24 protein-coding genes are annotated in these 19461 nt (G+C 48.6%); 10 read left to right on the plus strand and 14 right to left on the minus strand.

The window, feature by feature from the left end; genetic code table 11:
• The 5 genes from J9260_RS10860 to J9260_RS10880 form a co-directional block, all read right to left on the minus strand.
• Complete coding sequence (locus J9260_RS10860) at positions 1-456, minus strand: transposase (RefSeq protein ID WP_210217793.1); 456 nt, start codon at positions 454-456, stop codon at positions 1-3.
• A 139-nt stretch (positions 457-595) separates the two neighbouring features.
• On the minus strand, positions 596-1021 hold the full coding sequence (locus J9260_RS10865) for a helix-turn-helix domain-containing protein (protein WP_210217478.1): 426 nt from the start codon (positions 1019-1021) through the stop codon (positions 596-598).
• Positions 1022-1099: 78 nt separating this feature from the next.
• Positions 1100-2026, minus strand: coding sequence for a DKNYY domain-containing protein (locus J9260_RS10870; protein WP_210217794.1), 927 nt, complete (start codon positions 2024-2026; stop codon positions 1100-1102).
• Positions 2027-2040: 14 nt separating this feature from the next.
• Complete coding sequence (locus J9260_RS10875) at positions 2041-2910, minus strand: hypothetical protein (RefSeq protein ID WP_210217795.1); 870 nt, start codon at positions 2908-2910, stop codon at positions 2041-2043.
• 32 nt (positions 2911-2942) lie between these two features.
• Positions 2943-3365, minus strand: coding sequence for a hypothetical protein (locus J9260_RS10880; protein ID WP_210217796.1), 423 nt, complete (start codon positions 3363-3365; stop codon positions 2943-2945).
• 171 nt (positions 3366-3536) lie between these two features.
• Here J9260_RS10880 and J9260_RS10885 point away from each other — a divergent pair, with 171 nt between their 5' ends.
• Positions 3537-4364 carry a hypothetical protein gene (locus tag J9260_RS10885; RefSeq protein WP_210217797.1) on the plus strand — a complete coding sequence of 276 codons (828 nt, stop codon included), beginning with the start codon at positions 3537-3539 and terminating at the stop codon, positions 4362-4364.
• On the opposite strand, the gene J9260_RS10890 is transcribed toward J9260_RS10885, so the two are convergent.
• A complete protein-coding gene (locus J9260_RS10890; protein WP_210217798.1) occupies positions 4361-5119 on the minus strand; it encodes an HAD family hydrolase in 759 nt (252 codons plus the stop codon). The two genes, J9260_RS10885 and J9260_RS10890, sit on opposite strands and share 4 nt — an antisense overlap.
• A gap of 156 nt (positions 5120-5275) precedes the next feature.
• Between J9260_RS10890 and J9260_RS10895 the strand changes: the two genes are divergently transcribed.
• Entirely contained in the window at positions 5276-6904 is a 1629-nt protein-coding gene (locus J9260_RS10895; RefSeq protein WP_210217799.1) for a hypothetical protein, read from the plus strand.
• A 4-nt stretch (positions 6905-6908) separates the two neighbouring features.
• On the opposite strand, the gene J9260_RS10900 is transcribed toward J9260_RS10895, so the two are convergent.
• The 3 genes from J9260_RS10900 to J9260_RS10910 all read right to left on the minus strand — a co-directional run bounded on the left by J9260_RS10900 (position 6909) and on the right by J9260_RS10910 (position 9379).
• Positions 6909-7856, minus strand: coding sequence for a GNAT family N-acetyltransferase (locus J9260_RS10900; protein WP_210217800.1), 948 nt, complete (start codon positions 7854-7856; stop codon positions 6909-6911).
• Between the two features lie 159 nt (positions 7857-8015).
• The gene (locus tag J9260_RS10905; RefSeq protein ID WP_210217801.1) at positions 8016-8213 is read right to left on the minus strand and encodes an Alvin_2107 family globule sulfur oxidation protein; all 198 of its coding nucleotides are present in this window, start codon (positions 8211-8213) and stop codon (positions 8016-8018) included.
• Positions 8214-8257: 44 nt separating this feature from the next.
• Positions 8258-9379 carry an anthranilate phosphoribosyltransferase gene (locus tag J9260_RS10910; RefSeq protein WP_210217802.1) on the minus strand — a complete coding sequence of 374 codons (1122 nt, stop codon included), beginning with the start codon at positions 9377-9379 and terminating at the stop codon, positions 8258-8260.
• Between the two features lie 182 nt (positions 9380-9561).
• Between J9260_RS10910 and J9260_RS10915 the strand changes: the two genes are divergently transcribed.
• On the plus strand, positions 9562-10005 hold the full coding sequence (locus J9260_RS10915; RefSeq protein ID WP_210217803.1) for a tetratricopeptide repeat protein: 444 nt from the start codon (positions 9562-9564) through the stop codon (positions 10003-10005).
• Between the two features lie 405 nt (positions 10006-10410).
• Here the strand turns inward: J9260_RS10915 and panD are convergent, their stop codons facing one another.
• From panD to scpB, 4 genes are read right to left on the minus strand one after another with little or no spacing between them, the layout of a single operon-like run.
• Positions 10411-10791 (minus strand): aspartate 1-decarboxylase, encoded by a 381-nt coding sequence (gene panD / locus J9260_RS10920; RefSeq protein WP_210217804.1) that lies wholly within the window; start codon positions 10789-10791, stop codon positions 10411-10413.
• A gap of 53 nt (positions 10792-10844) precedes the next feature.
• Entirely contained in the window at positions 10845-11711 is an 867-nt protein-coding gene (panC, locus tag J9260_RS10925; protein ID WP_210217805.1) for a pantoate--beta-alanine ligase, read from the minus strand.
• Between the two features lie 9 nt (positions 11712-11720).
• Positions 11721-12533, minus strand: coding sequence for a 3-methyl-2-oxobutanoate hydroxymethyltransferase (gene panB, locus J9260_RS10930; RefSeq protein WP_210217806.1), 813 nt, complete (start codon positions 12531-12533; stop codon positions 11721-11723).
• 55 nt (positions 12534-12588) lie between these two features.
• Positions 12589-13143: an SMC-Scp complex subunit ScpB gene (gene scpB, locus J9260_RS10935; RefSeq protein ID WP_210217807.1), complete on the minus strand. Its 555-nt coding sequence runs from the start codon at positions 13141-13143 to the stop codon at positions 12589-12591.
• Between the two features lie 424 nt (positions 13144-13567).
• Here scpB and J9260_RS10940 point away from each other — a divergent pair, with 424 nt between their 5' ends.
• The 4 genes from J9260_RS10940 (at position 13568) to J9260_RS10955 (ending at position 15918) form a co-directional block, all read left to right on the plus strand.
• Positions 13568-13882, plus strand: a complete 315-nt coding sequence (locus J9260_RS10940) for an HNH endonuclease (protein WP_210217808.1) — start codon at positions 13568-13570, stop codon at positions 13880-13882.
• Positions 13883-14016: 134 nt separating this feature from the next.
• Positions 14017-14271 (plus strand): AbrB/MazE/SpoVT family DNA-binding domain-containing protein, encoded by a 255-nt coding sequence (locus tag J9260_RS10945; RefSeq protein ID WP_246499769.1) that lies wholly within the window; start codon positions 14017-14019, stop codon positions 14269-14271.
• Complete coding sequence (locus tag J9260_RS10950) at positions 14258-14650, plus strand: type II toxin-antitoxin system VapC family toxin (RefSeq protein ID WP_210217810.1); 393 nt, start codon at positions 14258-14260, stop codon at positions 14648-14650. Before J9260_RS10945 ends, J9260_RS10950 begins: the two co-directional genes overlap by 14 nt.
• Before the next feature lie 302 nt (positions 14651-14952).
• A complete protein-coding gene (locus J9260_RS10955; protein ID WP_210217811.1) occupies positions 14953-15918 on the plus strand; it encodes an AAA family ATPase in 966 nt (321 codons plus the stop codon).
• 151 nt (positions 15919-16069) lie between these two features.
• Here J9260_RS10955 and J9260_RS10960 read toward each other — a convergent pair whose 3' ends face one another.
• Positions 16070-17290, minus strand: a complete 1221-nt coding sequence (locus tag J9260_RS10960; RefSeq protein ID WP_210217517.1) for an IS256 family transposase — start codon at positions 17288-17290, stop codon at positions 16070-16072.
• A gap of 81 nt (positions 17291-17371) precedes the next feature.
• Here J9260_RS10960 and J9260_RS10965 point away from each other — a divergent pair, with 81 nt between their 5' ends.
• The 3 genes from J9260_RS10965 to J9260_RS10975 all read left to right on the plus strand — a co-directional run bounded on the left by J9260_RS10965 (position 17372) and on the right by J9260_RS10975 (position 19438).
• Positions 17372-17740 (plus strand): helix-turn-helix domain-containing protein, encoded by a 369-nt coding sequence (locus J9260_RS10965; RefSeq protein WP_210217812.1) that lies wholly within the window; start codon positions 17372-17374, stop codon positions 17738-17740.
• Between the two features lie 139 nt (positions 17741-17879).
• Entirely contained in the window at positions 17880-18335 is a 456-nt protein-coding gene (locus J9260_RS10970; RefSeq protein WP_210217479.1) for a transposase, read from the plus strand.
• A gap of 80 nt (positions 18336-18415) precedes the next feature.
• Positions 18416-19438: a DUF2130 domain-containing protein gene (locus J9260_RS10975; RefSeq protein ID WP_210217813.1), complete on the plus strand. Its 1023-nt coding sequence runs from the start codon at positions 18416-18418 to the stop codon at positions 19436-19438.
• The last annotated feature ends 23 nt before the right edge of the window (positions 19439-19461 follow it).

The raw sequence follows: 19461 nt of genomic DNA on the forward strand, positions 1-19461 counted from the left end.
TTATCCAAAAGTTATCGTGTATTTTTCGCCGAAGCCAGCCAGTATAGCTAACACCAGTTCCTTCATGTCCTTGTAGCTTTTATAGGCATCCAGCGGCAACCATTCATATTTGATTTTTCGCCAGAGTATTTCGATAGGATTGAGTTCAGGGCTGTAGGTTGGCAAAAAATGTAAGCAAATTCCCGCCAACATCCAATCTTCACGTTTACCAAGAAAGGCTTTGCTGGTTTGTATCGGGGCGTTATCCAGAATAACCAAGCAAGGTATTTTTGTTTGTGCAAATTCTTCGGCATAACGGTCAGCAAAGGCACTAAAGGCGGCGATGGCAGCTTGTGAGTCAACGCGCCCTTCCACCGTGTGGAAAAAACTATCGTTGTCTAGGCTCATAAAACCCAAGACATTCAAGCGTTTGCTCTGAGCTGTGAGTAGCCTGCGTGTTTCCCCCGTTTCTGCCACCCGTAAGGGACGCAAGGAGTTGTGGTAAAACCTGAACCATCGAAGTAGTAAATAAGCAACTTGCCAGCCGCCGCTTGCTGGTGGAGTAATGCTTGAATTTCCTGCTCACGCTTGAAAGCCACGGGGTCACGTTTATCTTTCAATGAGTTACGCATCCGCTTCCAGAGGTAGTGGAACTTTTTTTTAACAGGCGTTTCAAGGTGCTGGTACTGGCTACTTTCTGGGTTAGATCAGCCAGTTTGGTTTGAGCCGTCTTGATTTGGCGTGGCTCTTCGTCCACTAGGGTTTTCAACAACGCTACTTCAGCTTCTGTGTATATCCGGGGGCAACCAGAGCGGGGACGGTCGTAAAGTCCCAGCAGCCCTTCATGTTCCCAGCGGTCGAGCCACTCACTGATGGCATCGCGCCGTACATCCAAGATTGACCACAGTTCCGCAAGGGTAAAGCCGCGTGTACTCAACAAAATTGCTTGCGCACGTTGACGACAGCGGAATGTAGGGTGGTTCATATACATTTCCTGCAAGGTCACGCGGATTTCTTCAGGGATCGGCTGGGCAAATTTCATCGGTGCGGACATTCTTAAGTGACAAACTACCAGTTTACACCAGCAGGATCTTATACGTGGAAACTTCTAGCTAGTTACTTACTTGGCATCTTTAGCATAGCCAAAACCTTGCGTAGAAGGCCCGATTACCTCAAAAGTCTTGGCATCTGAGCCAGCCAGAATGAGCGGAGGGCTACCACTCGCATAACAAAAGTACGCCTGTTTACTGTCTTTGGCGTAACGGTACTTAAGCAGTTGGAACGTCTTGGCATCGCTACCTTCCACGACTTCACCATTCCAATAAACATGTTTGGCATCTTTAGCAAACTCGCCCGACTCGCCGCCAATCCCCTGAAAAGATGCTGCATCTGCGCCAGCGAGAACCGTGCTGCCGAAGTACACTTGTTTGGCATCCTTCGCATAGCTGGACTGAATCACCTGAAAAGTATTGCTGTCAACCATTGGAGTGGCCTGCGTGCCCACATAATAGTCGAACTTATTCCACGCCCAAATACAGTGGTCGCTGTCTTGTGAGCAGAAGGTATTGTCCTTTACGGTTTTAAAGGTGCTCATGTCACGCACATGCAAGGGTGCTGTCCCAAGATAATAGTCTTTATTATCCTTCCCCAAATACTCCATACCTGTCAACGCGAAAGTAGCGGGATCTGCCCCTGCGATCACTGCACCACTGAGATACACGCGCTTGGCATCCTTCGCCAGCCCTGATGACTGATCCAGCAGTTCAAATGTCGCTGCATCTGCCCCGTCCAGTTTTCTAGAGCCGTAAAAAACGCTTTCGGCATTCTTCGCATAACCTTGCTGCTGGAGAATCGTAAAACCACGTGCATCATCCAGCAACACACCCTCAGACCACGTGCCAGATAGTCCATCGCCTCGCCAACTGTGCCAGATCACTTTTCCATCACGAATTTCATACCCTTCTTCCTTGCCACAACCGACAAGCAATAGCGGCAGCAGGATGCAAAACAAGTAGACTCGGATCGCTGGCATTGTCATTCTCAGCATTGTAACCACTCCTTTTAATCAGGTAATAAGCTCGACCGCAACCGCGCCTCTACCCGAAGCGCGGTCATGCGCTGCTGGTCGGCAATGTCGGGGTACAAGTGAAAATAGTCAGCAACATCCAACGCGTGGTGGCAGGCCATTTGTTCCAACCGGTCACGCGCAGCGTGCGATAAATGCTGCAATACCAATAAACGTGGGGAAAGGCGTTGCAAATAGCGATGGCATAACGCCTGTTCTGTCGCAGACTTCCAGTCTTCGCGCAAAAGGAATTCGGGAAAGTGCTCAGCGGGTAAGCACTCAGGCAACACCACGTCACCCTGTACCCGGTAAGCACTACGATCCGGTAAACGCTGAAACCAAGCGGCACGCGGATTTTGCCCCGCGCGGGATTTCACGCACTCTTCCACCCGGTAACTCACGGGTGGCGCACCACGCCGCTCTTCTTCGGGCGTATTCGCCAATTGCAGTTGATTTGAGGTCACTGCTTTCCACAAGGCTCGCACCGTTGCGGCTGACATCTCATCCTGGCGGCGGCAACTCGCTAACAAAGCCAAAGGTAGTTGCTGCGTTTGATCCAGCAACCACAACTCGTAAGTGTCATCCTGCACCAACAACGCAGGCGCGGACTGTAACGCACCCAACATTTTGCTATGCGCGATTTCAACCGCAGCCACATCAATATCCGGCGGTAATGGATAAGGTTTAAAACCCGTTTGCCGACACCAAGTCCCAATCCGCGCATAACGCACACCCTTGGGCGAATCGCAACGAAACTGCAATTCCCAATCACGTGCATTGAAACTCAACGCCCGAATCTCGGTATCCGCAATCACCTGCACCGTGCCGTTAAACGGGTTCAGCAAACGCTTGGTGTAATGCTCCATCCCTGCCCTCCTGTGATGTGGGCGGCGCACATTCAGTCGAAACGGTGACGGATTTTCTGATACAAACTGGAAATTTCTTCGCCCAGATCGTGCAATTCCTCCATTACTTCAAGGCGCACATCCTCGACTTTATCGGCAAGTTTATGCTGCAACTTATCGACATCTTCGCCAAGATCGTGGATTTCCTCTTTCGCTTTCAAGTGCAGTTCCCACGTTTTAGCCGACGCCTCTTGCTTGAATTCGCGCAATTCTTCCTCGACTTCTTCGAGCAAACCACCAGCCTTACCTACCAATGACAACCCGGACTCGCGCAATTGCAGTTGCAGCTTTTCCCAACGTTGCTCGGTATCCGCCCACAGTGCGTGAAAATCTTCGCTGCTATGAGGCAGGCGTTCCTGAAATTCCGCGCGTTCGGCTTTGATTTTGTTTAATAACTGCTCTAATTTCTCGTGCATGGTAACGTCCCTCCGTTGAGTGAATCTGCTTTCAATATACTATTGCAGCACGCTTATCGCCATGACTCATGCGCGGCATATTGAACTTTTCAATGCAATACGAATCCATTGATAACGATTATAGGGCTACGCCAACATCCTACTGCTTAAGCAACAACAAGGGGAAAAACGATGAAAAAATTACTGGTTTCACTGGCGATCATGGGTGGGTTAGCAGCTTGCGCCCCGATGACGCAAACGCAAGCACCACCAACCGTGGTATCTGCACAAGATTTAAACTGGATTGCCGATAAAGTCTTCAAAAACGAAACCAGTGGTGATCCCGCCAAATTGGTAGTGTGGAATGCGCAAGAGGAGTTCGCCTCACTGGGTATTGGTCATTTTATCTGGTATCCCGAAGGACGCACCGGGCCTTACACCGAAACCTTTCCGGGTTTGATCGAATACACCAAAAGCCAAAAAGTTGCGTTACCGGCATGGCTGCAAAATCGTCAAGTGCGCGGCGCACCTTGGCCTAACAAAGTAACGTTTGAACGCGCTCAAAATGACCGTGAAGTCACCGAATTACGCAACTTCCTGCGCCAAACCATGAACCTGCAAGCCAATTACATGGCAGCACGGTTAACGCGGGCATTACCCGATTTACTCAATAACGTTGCGCCCCAAGACCGCGATCGGGTCTTGAAAAATTACCAAGCCGTCGAGAAATCCCCCAAAGGATTGTACCCCTTACTGGATTACGTCAACTTTAAAGGCGAAGGCACAAGCATTAGTGAGCGTTACAACGGGCAAGGCTGGGGCTTACTGCAAGTATTGTTAACCATGAATCCGGTTGAACCGGGAGCGGCGGCACTCAATGAATTTGCACGTGCCGCCGAAGTGGTACTGACCCGACGCATCGCTAATTCGCCAATTGAACGTCAGGAAAGCAAATGGCTACCGGGCTGGCGGGCGCGTTTAGACACCTATCGCCCGCAAAACCTGTTAGCGGGCTATTAACGCGCGTGTAATACCTGCAATAACGCCGGGGTGGTGCAGCGATAATCGCCTGCATCGCCTTGTAACACCGTGAATGGTGCGTCTGGCTCCCCAAACTGATCCAATACCAATACCGCTTTGCTAAAATCGTGTTCGCGGGTGTAATCGTTCACCGTCACCACGGTTTTCAACAAGGCGGCAGTCGATGAACGAATCCCGTTATCCGAATCTTCAAACGCCAGACACTCTTCAGGTGTTACCCCCATTTGCTGCATCGCGTATTGGTAAATATCCGGCGCGGGCTTTTTCGCAGGCACAATATCCCCCGCTGCAATGCACTCAAACCACCCCAATGATTCCTCGCCTAAAGTCGCTCTGAGCAAATACGTCACGTTTTCCGGCGTAGTAGTGGTAGCAATCCCCAAACGCAAACCCGCCGCCCGCGCTTCGTGAATCAAACGCGCCGCACCGTTACGCAACGGAATTTCGCCGTCTTGCAACATGGCTAAATAGTAGTGGGTTTTGCGCTTGTGCATCCGCGCTGCAAATTCGGTTAAACCTTCGGCGGGGGCAAACGTCGGTTGGTATTTGTCCACGAAAAAGCGAATGCGCTCTTTACCGCCGGTTACGCTTAATAAATCCGCGTACATTGCTACCGTCCAGTCCCAATCCAAACCGGCTTCGGCGAAGGCTTTGTTAAAGGCTACGCGGTGTCCGTCGCGTTCGGTGTCGGCGAGTGTGCCGTCTACGTCAAACAGGAGTGTGGTGAGTGCCATATCGTTACCTCAGTGATTTTTGCATGGCGGCATTCTAAGCGGGAGCAGCCCATCGGGAAAATAGCCCTAGTGTGCTATGAGTCCGGCAAATGAAAAGGTCATTGTCTACACTTAAACGCAAAGGATGCTTATTCAATGACCAAAGGATTGCTCTATATGCCCATACCAGCCCTAGCTACGCGCCGATTCAGCCTCAGCATTGCGATTGCACTTGCCACCTTGCCGTTGCCTACCACCGCCAATACCGCCGCAGGAGCAGATTGTCCCGCTGGCAATGTCCAGGTTGTCACCACCGCACTGATTCAAGCCGAAGATGCTAACGCCGCCAATCAAGCTTCGATCATCGGTTTACCCTATCAAGCACCGCACCGTTCGCGTGATTTTCGCGGGGAAGCTGCTGAGCCAGCCACGGGTTCGGTGTATGGCTTGGCCTATCATGCCAGCAGCAATACCTTGCTATCTGGGGCGTTTTTGAAACGTTTTGCCGCATTAGGGCCGCATGGCACAGGGGCTATTTACGCCACTGACCGTCGTACCGGACAAACCACGCTGTTTGCCGATCTCAATCGTCTTGGCGGCGGCGCAGTAGCGGGTAATGATCCGCGTGGCGGCGCGACCGATTGGTTTCACGATGCCGCCAGTTTCGACAAAGTAGGCTTTGTGGGCTTGGGTGACATTGACTTGTCGGAAGATCAGCAAACCCTCTACGCAGTAAGTCTGGGCGACCGCAAGCTTTACCAACTGGATACCGCCGCGTTAAACGCTGGTGGTAAATTGCCCGTCAATCAACTCAAAGCCGCCCCCGTCGCTATTCCACTCAATGCGTGCAGCAACCCGCAAGATGCACGCCCGATGGGGCTGGGCATTCACGATGGGCAAGTTTACGTCGGAGTTACTTGCACCGCGCAATCCACTGTCGGTAGCGGTGCTATCGGTGATACTAAACAACTCAAAGCTGCTGTTTACCGTTTTGACCCGCAAGCGCAACGCTTTGACAATGCTCCGGCATTCAGCACCCCGTTAAATTACCCGCGCGGGTGCGTGTATTCGAGCAATATCATGGCTGCTCCACCCGAACCGGGGTGCTTTGATACCAACTGGCGGCCTTGGCAACCAGATTGGCGCGTGGTGTACGGGCGGATTGCCCCCGGTAATGCGCAACAAACCAACTTCAATTTGGAATACCCGCAACCTTGGCTCAGTGATGTAGAATTCGACAACGGCGATATGCTGCTGGGTTTCCGCGACTTAAACGGCGACCGCACTGGCTATTGCAAAGGCTCACCCGATACCACTGAAAACCCACAAGTTCCTAACACTCAAGATGCTTGCAAAGCAGGCACAATGGGGATTCAGCAAGGCAATGGCGCGGGTGATATTTTACGGGCGTGCGCCGCAGGTTCTGGTTGGGTCTTAGAAAGCAATGGCAGTTGCGGCGGACAGCGCACCGTCGGGCAAAACAACGGTCAAGGCCCGCAAGGTGGCGAATATTACTGGAACGATCAAGGTTCGGGCGGCACAGGTGCGGGTGGCGACACGCGCGGACACCACCAAACTGCCATGGGTGCGCTGCTGCAATTGCCGCAACGTGGGGAAATCGTTACCACCGCCATGAATCCGTTCGACTTTTACTCCGGTGGCATCGAATGGTATGGCAATCAACAAGGCAATAGCATTCGCCGCGCCGAAGCTTACAACAGCAAAGATTACTGGGGTTTTGGCAAAGCCAATGGCTTAGGCGACTTGGAATGGGTTTGCGGCAACAGCGGCTATCGGGGACGTTAACCGCTTAATGATGACTGCTGGTGCAATAACGGTACACGGATTTAGCCACACGTACCGTGTGCATCAGCGGTTTACTGAAGCGGTGGCGGGTACTTAGGTGCAAGGTTGCTATTTGGCGGCTTGTCGTATCTGGTGTTGCTGTTAGCGATATGACATCCGCATAAGCGGCATTGTAAGCCGCCTGCAAGGTGAAAATACCTTGTTCCGCCCCTGTCAGGTGCAAGCTCAACGCGATCAGCTCCTCGTGTAGCGTAAGTCGCACCATCATCAATTGCCCGTAAAGTGCACCAGCACGCATCACTTCTTCCACAAACGCCTGTTGTTGTGGCGGATACGCCGAACTTGTTTGCCGCCAGCCTTTCCAACCACCTTGTTCTAATTGGGTAAACTCACGTATCCACTGTTCCAATTGCAGCACTTCACCCGGCCATAATGTCTGGGATTTCACTGCTGTTACCGGCGAAAAATGGTGTTGCAAAGAGTGCGCCCATTGCTGAGGCACATCCAGCAACAAGGCATGGTCACGCCGCAAAGTTTCCACACACTGAAAGAATGCGCCGTCAACTGCCACATTTTGCAAAGAAAATACCGTCGCACCGGTTTCACCCAGCCACTCAAACACGCCCAGCAAGGCTGTTTCTGCATAATCACGGTGAATTAATGGGGTTCCCAATGGGCAATTGGTGTACACCCAGTTTGACCAATGACAAGCGGGGCATTTGTAATAAGAATGCGCTTGCATCAACGGTACTAAACCCAGCAAGCGCGTGTGGGACGGGTCTTGCCACACCAATAACACCGCCACCTGCCCCGTGCTAAATTGCTCCAAGGCCGCCAGCAACATCCAGCTTTCATAAAAAACATTGGGTTCCAAGCTGTGACGCGCAAGCACATCCCACGCGGGAACAATGTCGCGCAGATCAGCAGGACTGGTAACGAGTTGTACGCTCAAAGGAAAATACCCGTGTTATGGCTTAGTAACATGAAGGCATTGTGGCGGAAATAATGCGGAAAGGCTCCGCACTACCGGATAACTGCACTAAAAACAGCGATAACAAAAAAAGCGGGACTCAGCCCGCTTCTTTTATACGCTAAACACCGTGCGTCGCGCTTAGCCTTGCAGCCACTCTTTGTAAGCGTCCATGTCTTTTTCTTGACCAGCCGCGTAACCTGCTTCATAGGCTTCAGTCACACGCTGTTCTTCACGCATAGGGTTCAGCAGGTAGCCACCTTGCCAGCCTTGCAGGAACTCAGGGTCAACGCCCGCTTTTTCCATTTCAACTACCGCGTTGTAGTACTGCATATTCATTTGCCAAATCCTCTTACTATCAAAACCAAAATAAACGTGGTGCTTTAGACGGCAGCACGCAGTGTTTCCAGTGCCTTGCCACTATCGAGCGTGGCACGTACCGCATCAGCGGCTTCCTGAATCGAAGCATAACGCCCCAAATGCGCCAGCGCAGTTGAAGCTGAGTATACCAAACTATCGTACATCAAACCTTTCGCGCCACCCAAAGCCGCGATACCCATCGCTGCTGCTTTAGCCGCGAGTGCGTCGCTATCGACCATTGTGGCGATTTCATCACCAATCGTCGGCGCGGCGGGTAAATCATCCGGCAATGGAATCGCCCGTACATCCGATTGAATACCGATGTCTTGCGGCGATAAATCACGCTGCTGCTCTTCACCCTTTTCGTAGTAATAGAACAACTTACCGCTTTGCTGTAAAGAAGGGATAATCCCGCCTTCCACACCGCGTACAAACATCGCGCTATCAAACCCAGCCTGACGCGCTAATGACGCATAAATCGGTGGGTAAGCCTTATGCACGTAACCGCCCATGCAATGGGTTTTCACCCGACCGCGAATCGGCCCCAGCATGGTTTCTACCGTGGTCAACACCTGACGCTTAATCATGCGCTGGCGGATAGGAATCAAATCGTGCAAACCGGGGGCAAATTGCCGCTGATCCAGATACGTCCAGCCGATGCGCTCCAATTGTGCGACCGCTTCCGCAGGCGACAAATTCACATTTAAGCCGACTGCTTTCAAAATTTTGTGGTGGGTTGCGCCAAATTTAGGGCCAACCTGCTCTAAACCGTGCAATACCGAATGCACACCCATGCTCGCCAACACCACCGGCACAAACGTCGAAGCCGGAACCCCGCGTGTGTAACCGTCATACGGGTCGGAAATATCGAAGATTTCATCCACTGCTGCGGTGCTAATGACCGAGCCGTCAATCAATGCCTGTAAAGTTCCACGGTTTTCTTCATCGGTTTCGCGTTTCATCCGCAATGCAATGAAATATACCGCCACTTGCACAGGATCAGCCTCGCCCGACAAAATATGGCGCATGGCATGATAAGCATCTTCGTAGCTTAAATCTTTACTGTATTCGGGGCCTGTTGCTACCTTTTGAATGCATTGGCGCATGTGCAGCTTCAGGTTTAAATCAGTGTTTACGTCGGTCATTGTGGCATTTTCCATGTCGCAGAAGTTTAAGAAGGGTTTTCCATGTCGCAGAAGTTTAAGAAGGGTATCCCAGTTTGAGGAATATCCCTATGGGGGTAACACGGACAATCGGGTGGGCTATTTCGCCATAACCCAGCGTGTGCGTTAAGATTAGGGCTGATTTTAAGATTAAGGAACCTATCATGTCACAAATTGATGCAGAAACTATGGATTTTGCCAGCGGCATGGCCGCCTTTGAAGCGAAACATTTCTCACGCGCTATCAGAATGCTATCGCCCTTCGCTGATCAGGGCGATCCGGTAGCACAACATTTATGCGCCATCATGCATCAAAACGGCCTTGGCGTGGTGCGTAACGAGTTAATGGCTTACAAACTGATGAAAGCATCCGCCGAACAAGGCTACGGCTTGGCACAGCACGGTATGGGCTTTATGTACCTTGAAGGCGAATGCGCCAACAAAAATGGTGAAGAAGCCGCCAAGTGGTTTCGGTTAGCCGGAGCGCAAGGTTTACAGGGGTCTTTGACCACGTTAGCCCTCATGTACCAGCAAGGTAACGGTGTGCCGCAAGATGCAGAAGAGGCAAAACGTCTTTATAAACAAGCAGGTTTCGATGATGTGGGTTAATGACCAGCCCTCAAACTGAACTAGGCATGAACCAAATAGACCTTAAAAATCAGTTAATTACAAGTCGTAATAAAAGATTTTAATTAAGTGTTGATTCAGCCCAAACCCGTAAGATACGCAGCAAGGAAGCACGACAAATACTAATAACAACAAGTCGTGAGCTTAGAAGGAACTAACAAGGGAAAGCAAGTCGACCTGCCGCGAAATTCACGGCAAGTCGCTTTAACTAAATATCCATCGCACCTGAAACGGGTTAAGGGGTTGACACGTTTCAGCAGGTGAGCAGACCTGAAGTCGATGATAATACTAAAAATAAGTGGATATATTGTGTATCAACCGGGTAATAATACTAACAAGAAACACCCGGATTTACACCCCTTCCCGACGAAGTGTATCAAATATTAATCAAGCGGCCTGTACAGCAATCTGCTTAGAGGTATGCGTAATCCGGTTCTTACCATCAAAGTACACCAACTGCGGTTGATGTGCGTCGACTTCAGCTTCACTAAACGTTGCATACGTACAAATAATCAATAAGTCACCCGCACTCGCCTTGTGTGCTGCCGCGCCATTGATAGAAATAACACCACTACCAGCTTCCGCACGAATCGCATACGTCGAAAAACGTTCGCCGTTGGTGATGTTATAAATGTGCAATTGTTCGTACTCACGAATATTGCCCGCCAGCAACAGATCATCATCAATCGCACAAGAACCTTCATAGTCCAACTCAGCATGAGTGACAGTAACACGGTGCAGTTTGGATTTGAGAAGCGTCAGCTCCATAGCGAGGTCTCCGTAACTAAATTCCATGCCCAGCATTTTGCTAGGCAATACTATTATGATGTTTCTGTTAAATTTTTCAATGTTAATGGCAGATTATCAATGAGGCGTGCCTTGCCCAGCCATGCCGAGCCTAACACTACCAAATCGGTATCTCCCTGCTCCGGTGGCAACAGGTCAAAAGCCCGCCGGATTTCCACATAATCAGGCCGAAAACCGCGAGATTCCAGTGACTTCGCTGCATCTGCCTGTAGGGAGGCGTAATCGTGCCTACCTTTGTGCAGCGCGTCAACCACTTCACGTAATACCCGGTTAAATCCCGGTGCAAGCTGACGTTCCGCAGCGGTCAAATAACCGTTCCGCGAACTCATCGCCAAGCCATCCGCTTCCCGCACTGTCGGCAAACCTTCGATGCGAATATTCATATCCAGATCGCGCACCATCTGCCGAATCAGCATCAATTGCTGAAAATCTTTTTCCCCAAACACCGCCACATCGGGCTGCACTAGGTTAAACAATTTACACACGACCGTAGCAACCCCGGTGAAATGTCCGGGACGCGCCGCGCCTTCCAATAATTCACTGATACCGGGGACTTCCACCCGCGTTGCTAACCCGCCAGCGGGGTACATCATCGCAGGCGTGGGCGTAAATACCATTGCCGCGCCCGCAGTTTGCAGTTGGGCGCAGTCTTCTGCCAGTGTACGCGGATAAGCGGCGAGGTCTTCCTTACGATCAAATTGGGTGGGGTTTACAAAAATGGATACCACCACTTTACTGCCCAACTGCCGCGCCCGCTCCACCAAAGCCATGTGTCCGGCGTGTAAATTCCCCATTGTCGGCACAAAAGCTACCGTTTCAGCGGCTTTACGCCACGCGCTTAGCTCCTCACGGAGTGCGTCAATCGCTTGCACAATAATCATACTAATCGCTCAAAAGAAACAATGTTGATCTTGCGGGAATGTGCCCGCCTTGACCGCTTGCACATAAGACGCAACCGCCTGTGGAATGGTTGCACCCGCACCGATAAAGTCTTGGGAAAACTTCGGGGCGCGTGGTGAAATGCCTAACATATCATAGAGCACCAACACCTGACCGTCGCATTCGCGCCCTGCCCCGATGCCAATCACCGGAATACTTAACGCATGACTGATGTGTTGCGCCAAACTGACCGGGACGCACTCCAGCACCAACAAATCCGCACCAGCTTCTTGCAGCGCGTGTGCATCCGCTAACATTTGCTGCGCTACCGCTTCATCACGACCTTGCACCCGATAACCGCCGAGTTTGTGTACCGATTGCGGTTGCAACCCCAAGTGCGCACACACCGGAACCCCGTGATGCGCCAATTGCGCCACTGTTGCGACTTGCGGCGCACCGCCTTCGAGTTTCACCATCTGCGCCCCACCCTCTTGCATTAACCGCGCACTGTTGCGCAAGGCTAATTCGGGCGAGGTATAACTCATAAACGGCAAATCACCAATCACCAAAGCCCGCTGGCACGCACGCGCCACCGCACGGGTGTGGTAAACCATTTCATCCATCGTCACCGGGACTGTGGTTTCATGACCCTGAATGACCATCCCTAATGAATCACCCACCAACAAAATATCAACGCCTTGTGCATCCAGCACCCGCGAAAAACTGGCATCGTAAGCCGTCAGCATGGCGATTTTTTTCCCTTCACGCTTCATCTTATGCAAGGTAGTCACAGTGACACGGGCGGGGGCTTGGGTATTACTCATGGGATTTAGCTCCGAGAATCGGCAAAATGTTGCAGCGCAGTATAACACATTGGTTTTATTTACTGTCTAATGCCAAGGGCAATTGATCAATATCCAAACCTTTCATCGCTAACAGGCTAGGCAATTCATCCAATGACTTCAAGTTAAAATAATCAAGGAATTGGCGGGTTGTCCCCAGCATTTCTGGTCTGCCCGGTACATCCTTATGCCCTAGCACCTTGACCCACTCGCGCTCCAGCAAGGTTTTAATCACATTCGCATTCACCGCGACACCGCGCACCGCCTCGATTTCCGCACGGGTAATCGGCTGTCGCCATGCAATCAACGCCAAGGTTTCAAGGAAAGCACGCGAATATTTCGCCGGTTTTTCCTCAGAATGACGCTGCACCCACGTCTGAAACGCCGCACGAGTTTGCAAGCGGAAACCACTCGCCGTTTCTTGCAATTCAAAACTTTGCGTCGCGCACGCCGCCTGCAAAGTGTGCAACGCCACACGTATCGCCGAGCGCGACACACGCTCTTCGGGCAGAAAATAGCTTTCCAACTGCTCAAGCGACAACGGCTTATCCGCCGTGAGCAAAATTGCTTGCAAAATCAGTTCCAAATTCACCGCTCACCCCATAGGGATTTCCGTTACAAAGTCGTGACAGCGCGGAAGCGTAGCCCGATGCGGGGGGATGTGCAAGCGGTGCGCTAGGGTGTATTTGGTGTGGGTATTTTTAATCAACTTATGCTACAGTTTCCAGCAATCTGGTAATACCCCAACAACAGCACACCAATCATAACAACACGTACCCGACCCTATGCTGGTCTGTTATGACACGGTAGGGCGGTAGCGTGTTTGTGGTTTGTGAAGTGGTGTTGGGAAACTGTTTGTACGTTGATAAGAATATACGCCGTGCAAATCCCAGATTGGACGGAACGCTGGCGAATGGGGAGATGAAGTCTGTGTCAATAAATTCTCACAGGCTCAGTATACTAATATTTCAGGACGCTAGATATGCAACTGTTATGCACAAAAAAGGAGAAATACCGTGGCAAATAATTGGAATATTCCAAACTGGCTAGAAATCGAAGTTCGAGAAAGAGATACAGTCTGCGTCTATTGCGGAAAAGCATTCACACCAGCAAAAGTTTCAACAAGAACGGCTACAAGTTGGGAACACATTATTAACGATGAAAAGATTATTACAAGAGAAAATATTGCGTTATGTTGCCGTGGTTGCAACTCAAGCAAAGGACAAAAGCAACTTTCTATTTGGCTTCAATCCAAATATTGTAAAGAGCATGGCATCACCGTCGAATCAGTTGCACCTATAATAAAACGTGCTATTGCTAATGGTCAGTGAAGCCCTGCACAAAAAATTACTAAAATCGACTATATGAACCCTAATCTCCTCAATTTTGCTGTGCTTGCTATTTGACATCATCCGTTCCATAATTAAACATCTTACTTATCATCTTACCGAGGTTCATGCTTATGATGGCGGCTACTGTCAGACTGTCCAGCAAAGGACAGATCGTCATACCCAAAGATGTAAGGGACTCTTTACATTGGGGTGTTGGTGTTGAGCTGATATTGGTGACAACAGAACATGGGGTCATGCTACAAACCAAGCCAAAACAACAGCGTAGGCTTCCTGCAAACTCCTTACGGGGATTTTTACAGCATACGGGTGCGCCTGTTTCAACTGAGACACTTTGCCGACCTGTTGAGTACACCAATGATCGCTTTTGATACTAATTTATTGGTGCGCATCGCAGTCAACGATGACCAAACCCAAGCCGACATTGCCGAACAACTGATTAATAATAATGATGTTTTCATTTCCAGGACGGTATTACTGGAGACTGAGTGGGTACTCCGTTCAGTCTATAAAATATCCCGTAGCGACATAGCATCATTTTTTGAGAATGTCCTGATAACCGAAAATATCGTCATAGAGAACCCAACAGAGGTTGGACAAGCCCTTGGGTGGTATAAGTTGGGTGCTGATTTTGCTGATGCTATGCACTTGTGCATTTGTGGGGATAGCTTGATGCACACTTTTGACGCGGAGTTTTGCAAAGCAGCCAGCAGGGCAGGCATTACACCAGCATTCAAGGTCTTAAAATAAACATTATTAATCAAATGCATAGCGAGTTATTCAACGACGGACGCGGTGACAGCCCACAACTCCAACCACCCTACTCCCCGCCGCGCTCATCAATTCGGACGTTGAGGCTGTAGAAGAACCTCAAAACCACTTTTTCGACTTTTGAAATTTGAATAAAAAACAAACGTGAAATTCTACGTAAATCTTTGAGGAGTTTTCAGTGAAACATGTCAAAAAATTTATGTACATCATGCCACTTTTGAGATTTTTCTAGAGAGACTTAGGTTTTTCTACACCCTCGTTATGCCTTTTAAGGACAAACCGTGAAAATAGAGAAAATTAGCATTAAAAATTGGAGATCAATAAAGAATCAAGTCATCCATGCTCAAGACTTGATGGTGATAATTGGTCAAAACAATCACGGGAAGTCCAACTTACTATCATCAATATTATTTTTCTTTGGTGAGATTAAGCATCATGATCTTGACTTCCATCGTGGATCCACAGAACTGTTTGTTGAATTGCAATTTGGAAATCTAGATGATTCTGACAAAACAACCTTCAAAAAATATCTTACCTCTGAAGAAAAAATTGTCGTGAGAAAAACTGCGTACTCAGGTGGTAGCTTTGAGTATCGAGGTTATATTGAAAATCCAACAGAAGAGTGGCTTCAAGAAGCAAATGCCAATGCATACACAAAAAGAGAGCTGGTCAGCAGCCTTCCGTTTCATCCGCATATTCCCGATACAGGTAGAATTTCAAAGCAAGATATTATTGATGCTCAAATTGCATACATAGAACAAAATAGAGACTCAATAAGTTTCAGCTTTGAGTTGGAGACTACAAATTTTTTAGGTCTTAAATCGGTCGCCAGTGGGATATTTGGAGAGGTATACTTCATTCCGGCGATCAAGGAAGCATCCGAGGATTTTACATCAAAGGATTCAAGCGTCTTCGGAAAAATGTATGCAGACGTTGTGGCATTAATGTCAGAAAGCAACGAAGACTGGAAGACAACAAAAGAAAGTCTCGGAAAGCTATTCGCAACACTAAACAAGAAAGATAAAGATGGCAAGATCAACAAAGCACGACCTCAACAGCTTTCTGACTTTGAAGAAGAACTAGCATCAGAGCTAGTCACGTGGGGGGCGAGAGTTGATATAGAGGTAAGTTCCCCTGATATTGAAAGCGTATTTAAAGCCAACACACAGGTGTGGATTGATGATGGGGTGAGGACTGATATAAAACGAAAAGGCCACGGATTACAGAGGGCATTAACAGTTAAGTAACTAGCTAGAAGTTTCCACGTATAAGATCCTGCTGGTGTAAACTGGTAGTTTGTCACTTAAGAATGTCCGCACCGATGAAATTTGCCCAGCCGATCCCTGAAGAAATCCGCGTGACCTTGGAGTCTGTCAAATAAACTGTGTAACACGTTTTTCATAGGGCGGAGAGCGGAACCCGCTCTTCACCGAACATAAGTAAAAAAGTCTGCAAAGCGGGTTTCCAGTGGTGAATGACCGACCACTTTTGCGAGGCTTCGCGTACCGCCAAATACAGGCTTTTGAGGGCTGAACTGTCATTGGGAAAGATGCGCCGGTTGCGGGTAAACTTGCGCAAACTCATGTTCAGGGATTCAATCGCATTGGTGGTGTAAATCACTTTGCGGATCTCCGGCTGGAACTGGAAAAACGGGATGACATTCGCCCAGTTACCGCGCCATAGACGCACGACTGCTTTGTATTTGTTACCCCATTCGGTGTCGAGGGCTTCCAGTTCGTGTTCGGCTTCTTCAGCAGTGCTGGACTGGTAAATGCGCTTGAGGGCAGCGACCACACCTTTGGTATCCTTGGCGGTGACGTAGCGCAAGCTGGCGCGAACCATGTGTACCATGCACAACTGGGTCAGCGTTTTGGGGAAGACCGCGTTGACGGCTTCAGGCAAGCCGTTTAAGCCATCCATGCACGCCACGTAGATGTCTTGTACGCCCCGGTGGCGTAGTTCCGTCAAGACCGATAACCAGAACTTGGCACCTTCATTTTCTGCCAACCAGATGCCCAACACGTCCTTTTCACCGCGTAAGTTGACCGCCAATACCACATGGGCTGATTTATTGATGACCTGCTTATCTTGTTGAACTTTAACGACAATCCCATCGAGCCAGACAATCGGGTAGATATTATCCAGTGCTCGCGTCTGCCACGCTTTAGCTTCGCCCTGAACGGCTTCGGTTACTTCCGCGATCAGCGTATGCGAGATGTCCACCCCGTACAGGCGTTTGATCGTGTCTTCGATGTCGCGGGTGGTCATGCCTTTGGCGTACAGCGTCAGGATGTGTTCTTCCATCCCTGCTAACCGTATTTGGCGTTTTTGTATCAACTTCGGCTCAAAGCTGCCATCACGGTCACGCGGTGTCTCTACCTGCAACTCACCAAATTCGCCTTTGATGGTCTTGTTGCCTTTGCCGTTACGGGTATTGCTGCGCCGTTGCCCGGCTTCGCTACGCTCACCCTTGTCGTAGTTTAGGTGCACATCCAATTCGGCTTCCAAGCTGCGGTTGATCATCCGCTGCAAGAGCTGGCTGTAAAGGTTTTTGACATCAGCAGGCGTTTTGCAATCGCTGAGTAAGTCATCCATGAGTTTCGGGTCGAGGCGTTCCATGTTACTGCTCCTTCTTGGGATTCACGTTATATAGCAGTTACACAGTTCAGTTTACAGTCTCTGACCTTGCAGGAAATGTATATGAACCACCCTACATTCCGCTGTCGTCAACGTGCGCAAGCAATTTTGTTGAGTACACGCGGCTTTACCCTTGCGGAACTGTGGTCAATCTTGGATGTACGGCGCGATGCCATCAGTGAGTGGCTCGACCGCTGGGAACATGAAGGGCTGCTGGGACTTTACGACCGTCCCCGCTCTGGTTGCCCCCGGATATACACAGAAGCTGAAGTAGCGTTGTTGAAAACCCTAGTGGACGAAGAGCCACGCCAAATCAAGACGGCTCAAACCAAACTGGCTGATCTAACCCAGAAAGTAGCCAGTACCAGCACCTTGAAACGCCTGTTAAAAAAAAGTTCCACTACCTCTGGAAGCGGATGCGTAACTCATTGAAAGATAAACGTGACCCCGTGGCTTTCAAGCGTGAGCAGGAAATTCAAGCATTACTCCACCAGCAAGCGGCGGCTGGCAAGTTGCTTATTTACTACTTCGATGGTTCAGGTTTTACCACAACTCCTTGCGTCCCTTACGGGTGGCAGAAACGGGGGAAACACGCAGGCTACTCACAGCTCAGAGCAAACGCTTGAATGTCTTGGGTTTTATGAGCCTAGACAACGATAGTTTTTTCCACACGGTGGAAGGGCGCGTTGACTCACAAGCTGCCATCGCCGCCTTTAATGCCTTTGCTGACCGTTATGCCGAAGAATTTGCACAAACAAAAATACCTTGCTTGGTTATTCTGGATAACGCCCCGATACAAACCAGCAAAGCCTTTCTTGGTAAACGTGAAGATTGGATGTTGGCGGGAATTTGCTTACATTTTTTGCCAACCTACAGCCCTGAACTCAATCCTATCGAAATACTCTGGCGAAAAATCAAATATGAATGGTTGCCGCTGGATGCCTATAAAAGCTACAAGGACATGAAGGAACTGGTGTTAGCTATACTGGCTGGCTTTGGCGAAAAATACACGATAACTTTTGGATAATTACTTATCACCAATTAGATAACGAACTCAAGAAAAAATATAATGAACAACTTATTGAAGATCGAAAAAAAATCAAAGAATTGGAATTTAAAATACAAGAAGAAAAAAAATCCATTGAGGATGAAATCACACATCGAGTCAAAAATGAAAAAATTAAAATTGAAAAAGATATAAAAAGAAAAATAGAAGAAGAGCAAGCCGAACAAATTAAAGCATTAAAGGAAGAAATAGAAGAAAAATCCAATCAAGTTAAAGACCTAAATAAATCAAAAGCAGAAATTGAGCGTCTAAAAAGAGAAAAAGAAGAGTTGAGAGATAAAATAGAATTTGAATCCCAGCAACAATTAAATAAAATGATAAACGAAGAGAGAGAAAAAATAAAAAGAATAGAAGAAGATAAATCAAAATTAAAAGTATCAGAGAAAGAAAATATTATAAATCAATTGCAGGAACAATTACGAGAAGCTCAAAGAAAAGCTGCGCAAGGTTCCACTCAACTACAGGGAGAGGTTCATGAGCTAGCCATTGAGGATTGGCTGATAAATAATTTTCCATTAGATTCTATTCAAGAAATAAAGAAAGGAGAAAAAGGTGCAGATTGTATTCAAATAGTAAATACATATAACAGGCAGAATTGTGGTTCAATTTATTACGAGAGCAAACGCACAAAACACTTTCAAGTAAGCTGGATAGAAAAATTCAAATCTGACATTCGAGACAAAAATGCCAATATTGGTGTTCTAGTAACAGATACCATGCCTCAAGACATGAAAAGAATGGGATTAAAAGAAGGCATCTGGATTTGTTCTTTTGATGAATTCAAATCTCTTTGTCCTGTTCTTCGTGAAACACTTATTCAAATCAGTAACGCCATTATTACACAAGAAAATAAAGGTGATAAAATGATTATGTTATACGACTTTTTAACCAGCAATGAATTTAGATTGCAAGTTGAAGCGATTGTAGAAGGTTTTACGCAGATGAAAAATGATTTGGATTCTGAGAAGAGAGCCATGACTAATATATGGAAAAAACGAGAAAAGCAAATAGAGAAAGTTCTTATTAATACAACTCATATGTATGGCTCAATAAAGAGACTGTAAACTGAACTGTGTAACTGCTATAT

Origin of the sequence: Thiothrix unzii, from assembly GCF_017901175.1 — a bacterium.
Classification (GTDB): domain Bacteria; phylum Pseudomonadota; class Gammaproteobacteria; order Thiotrichales; family Thiotrichaceae; genus Thiothrix; species Thiothrix unzii.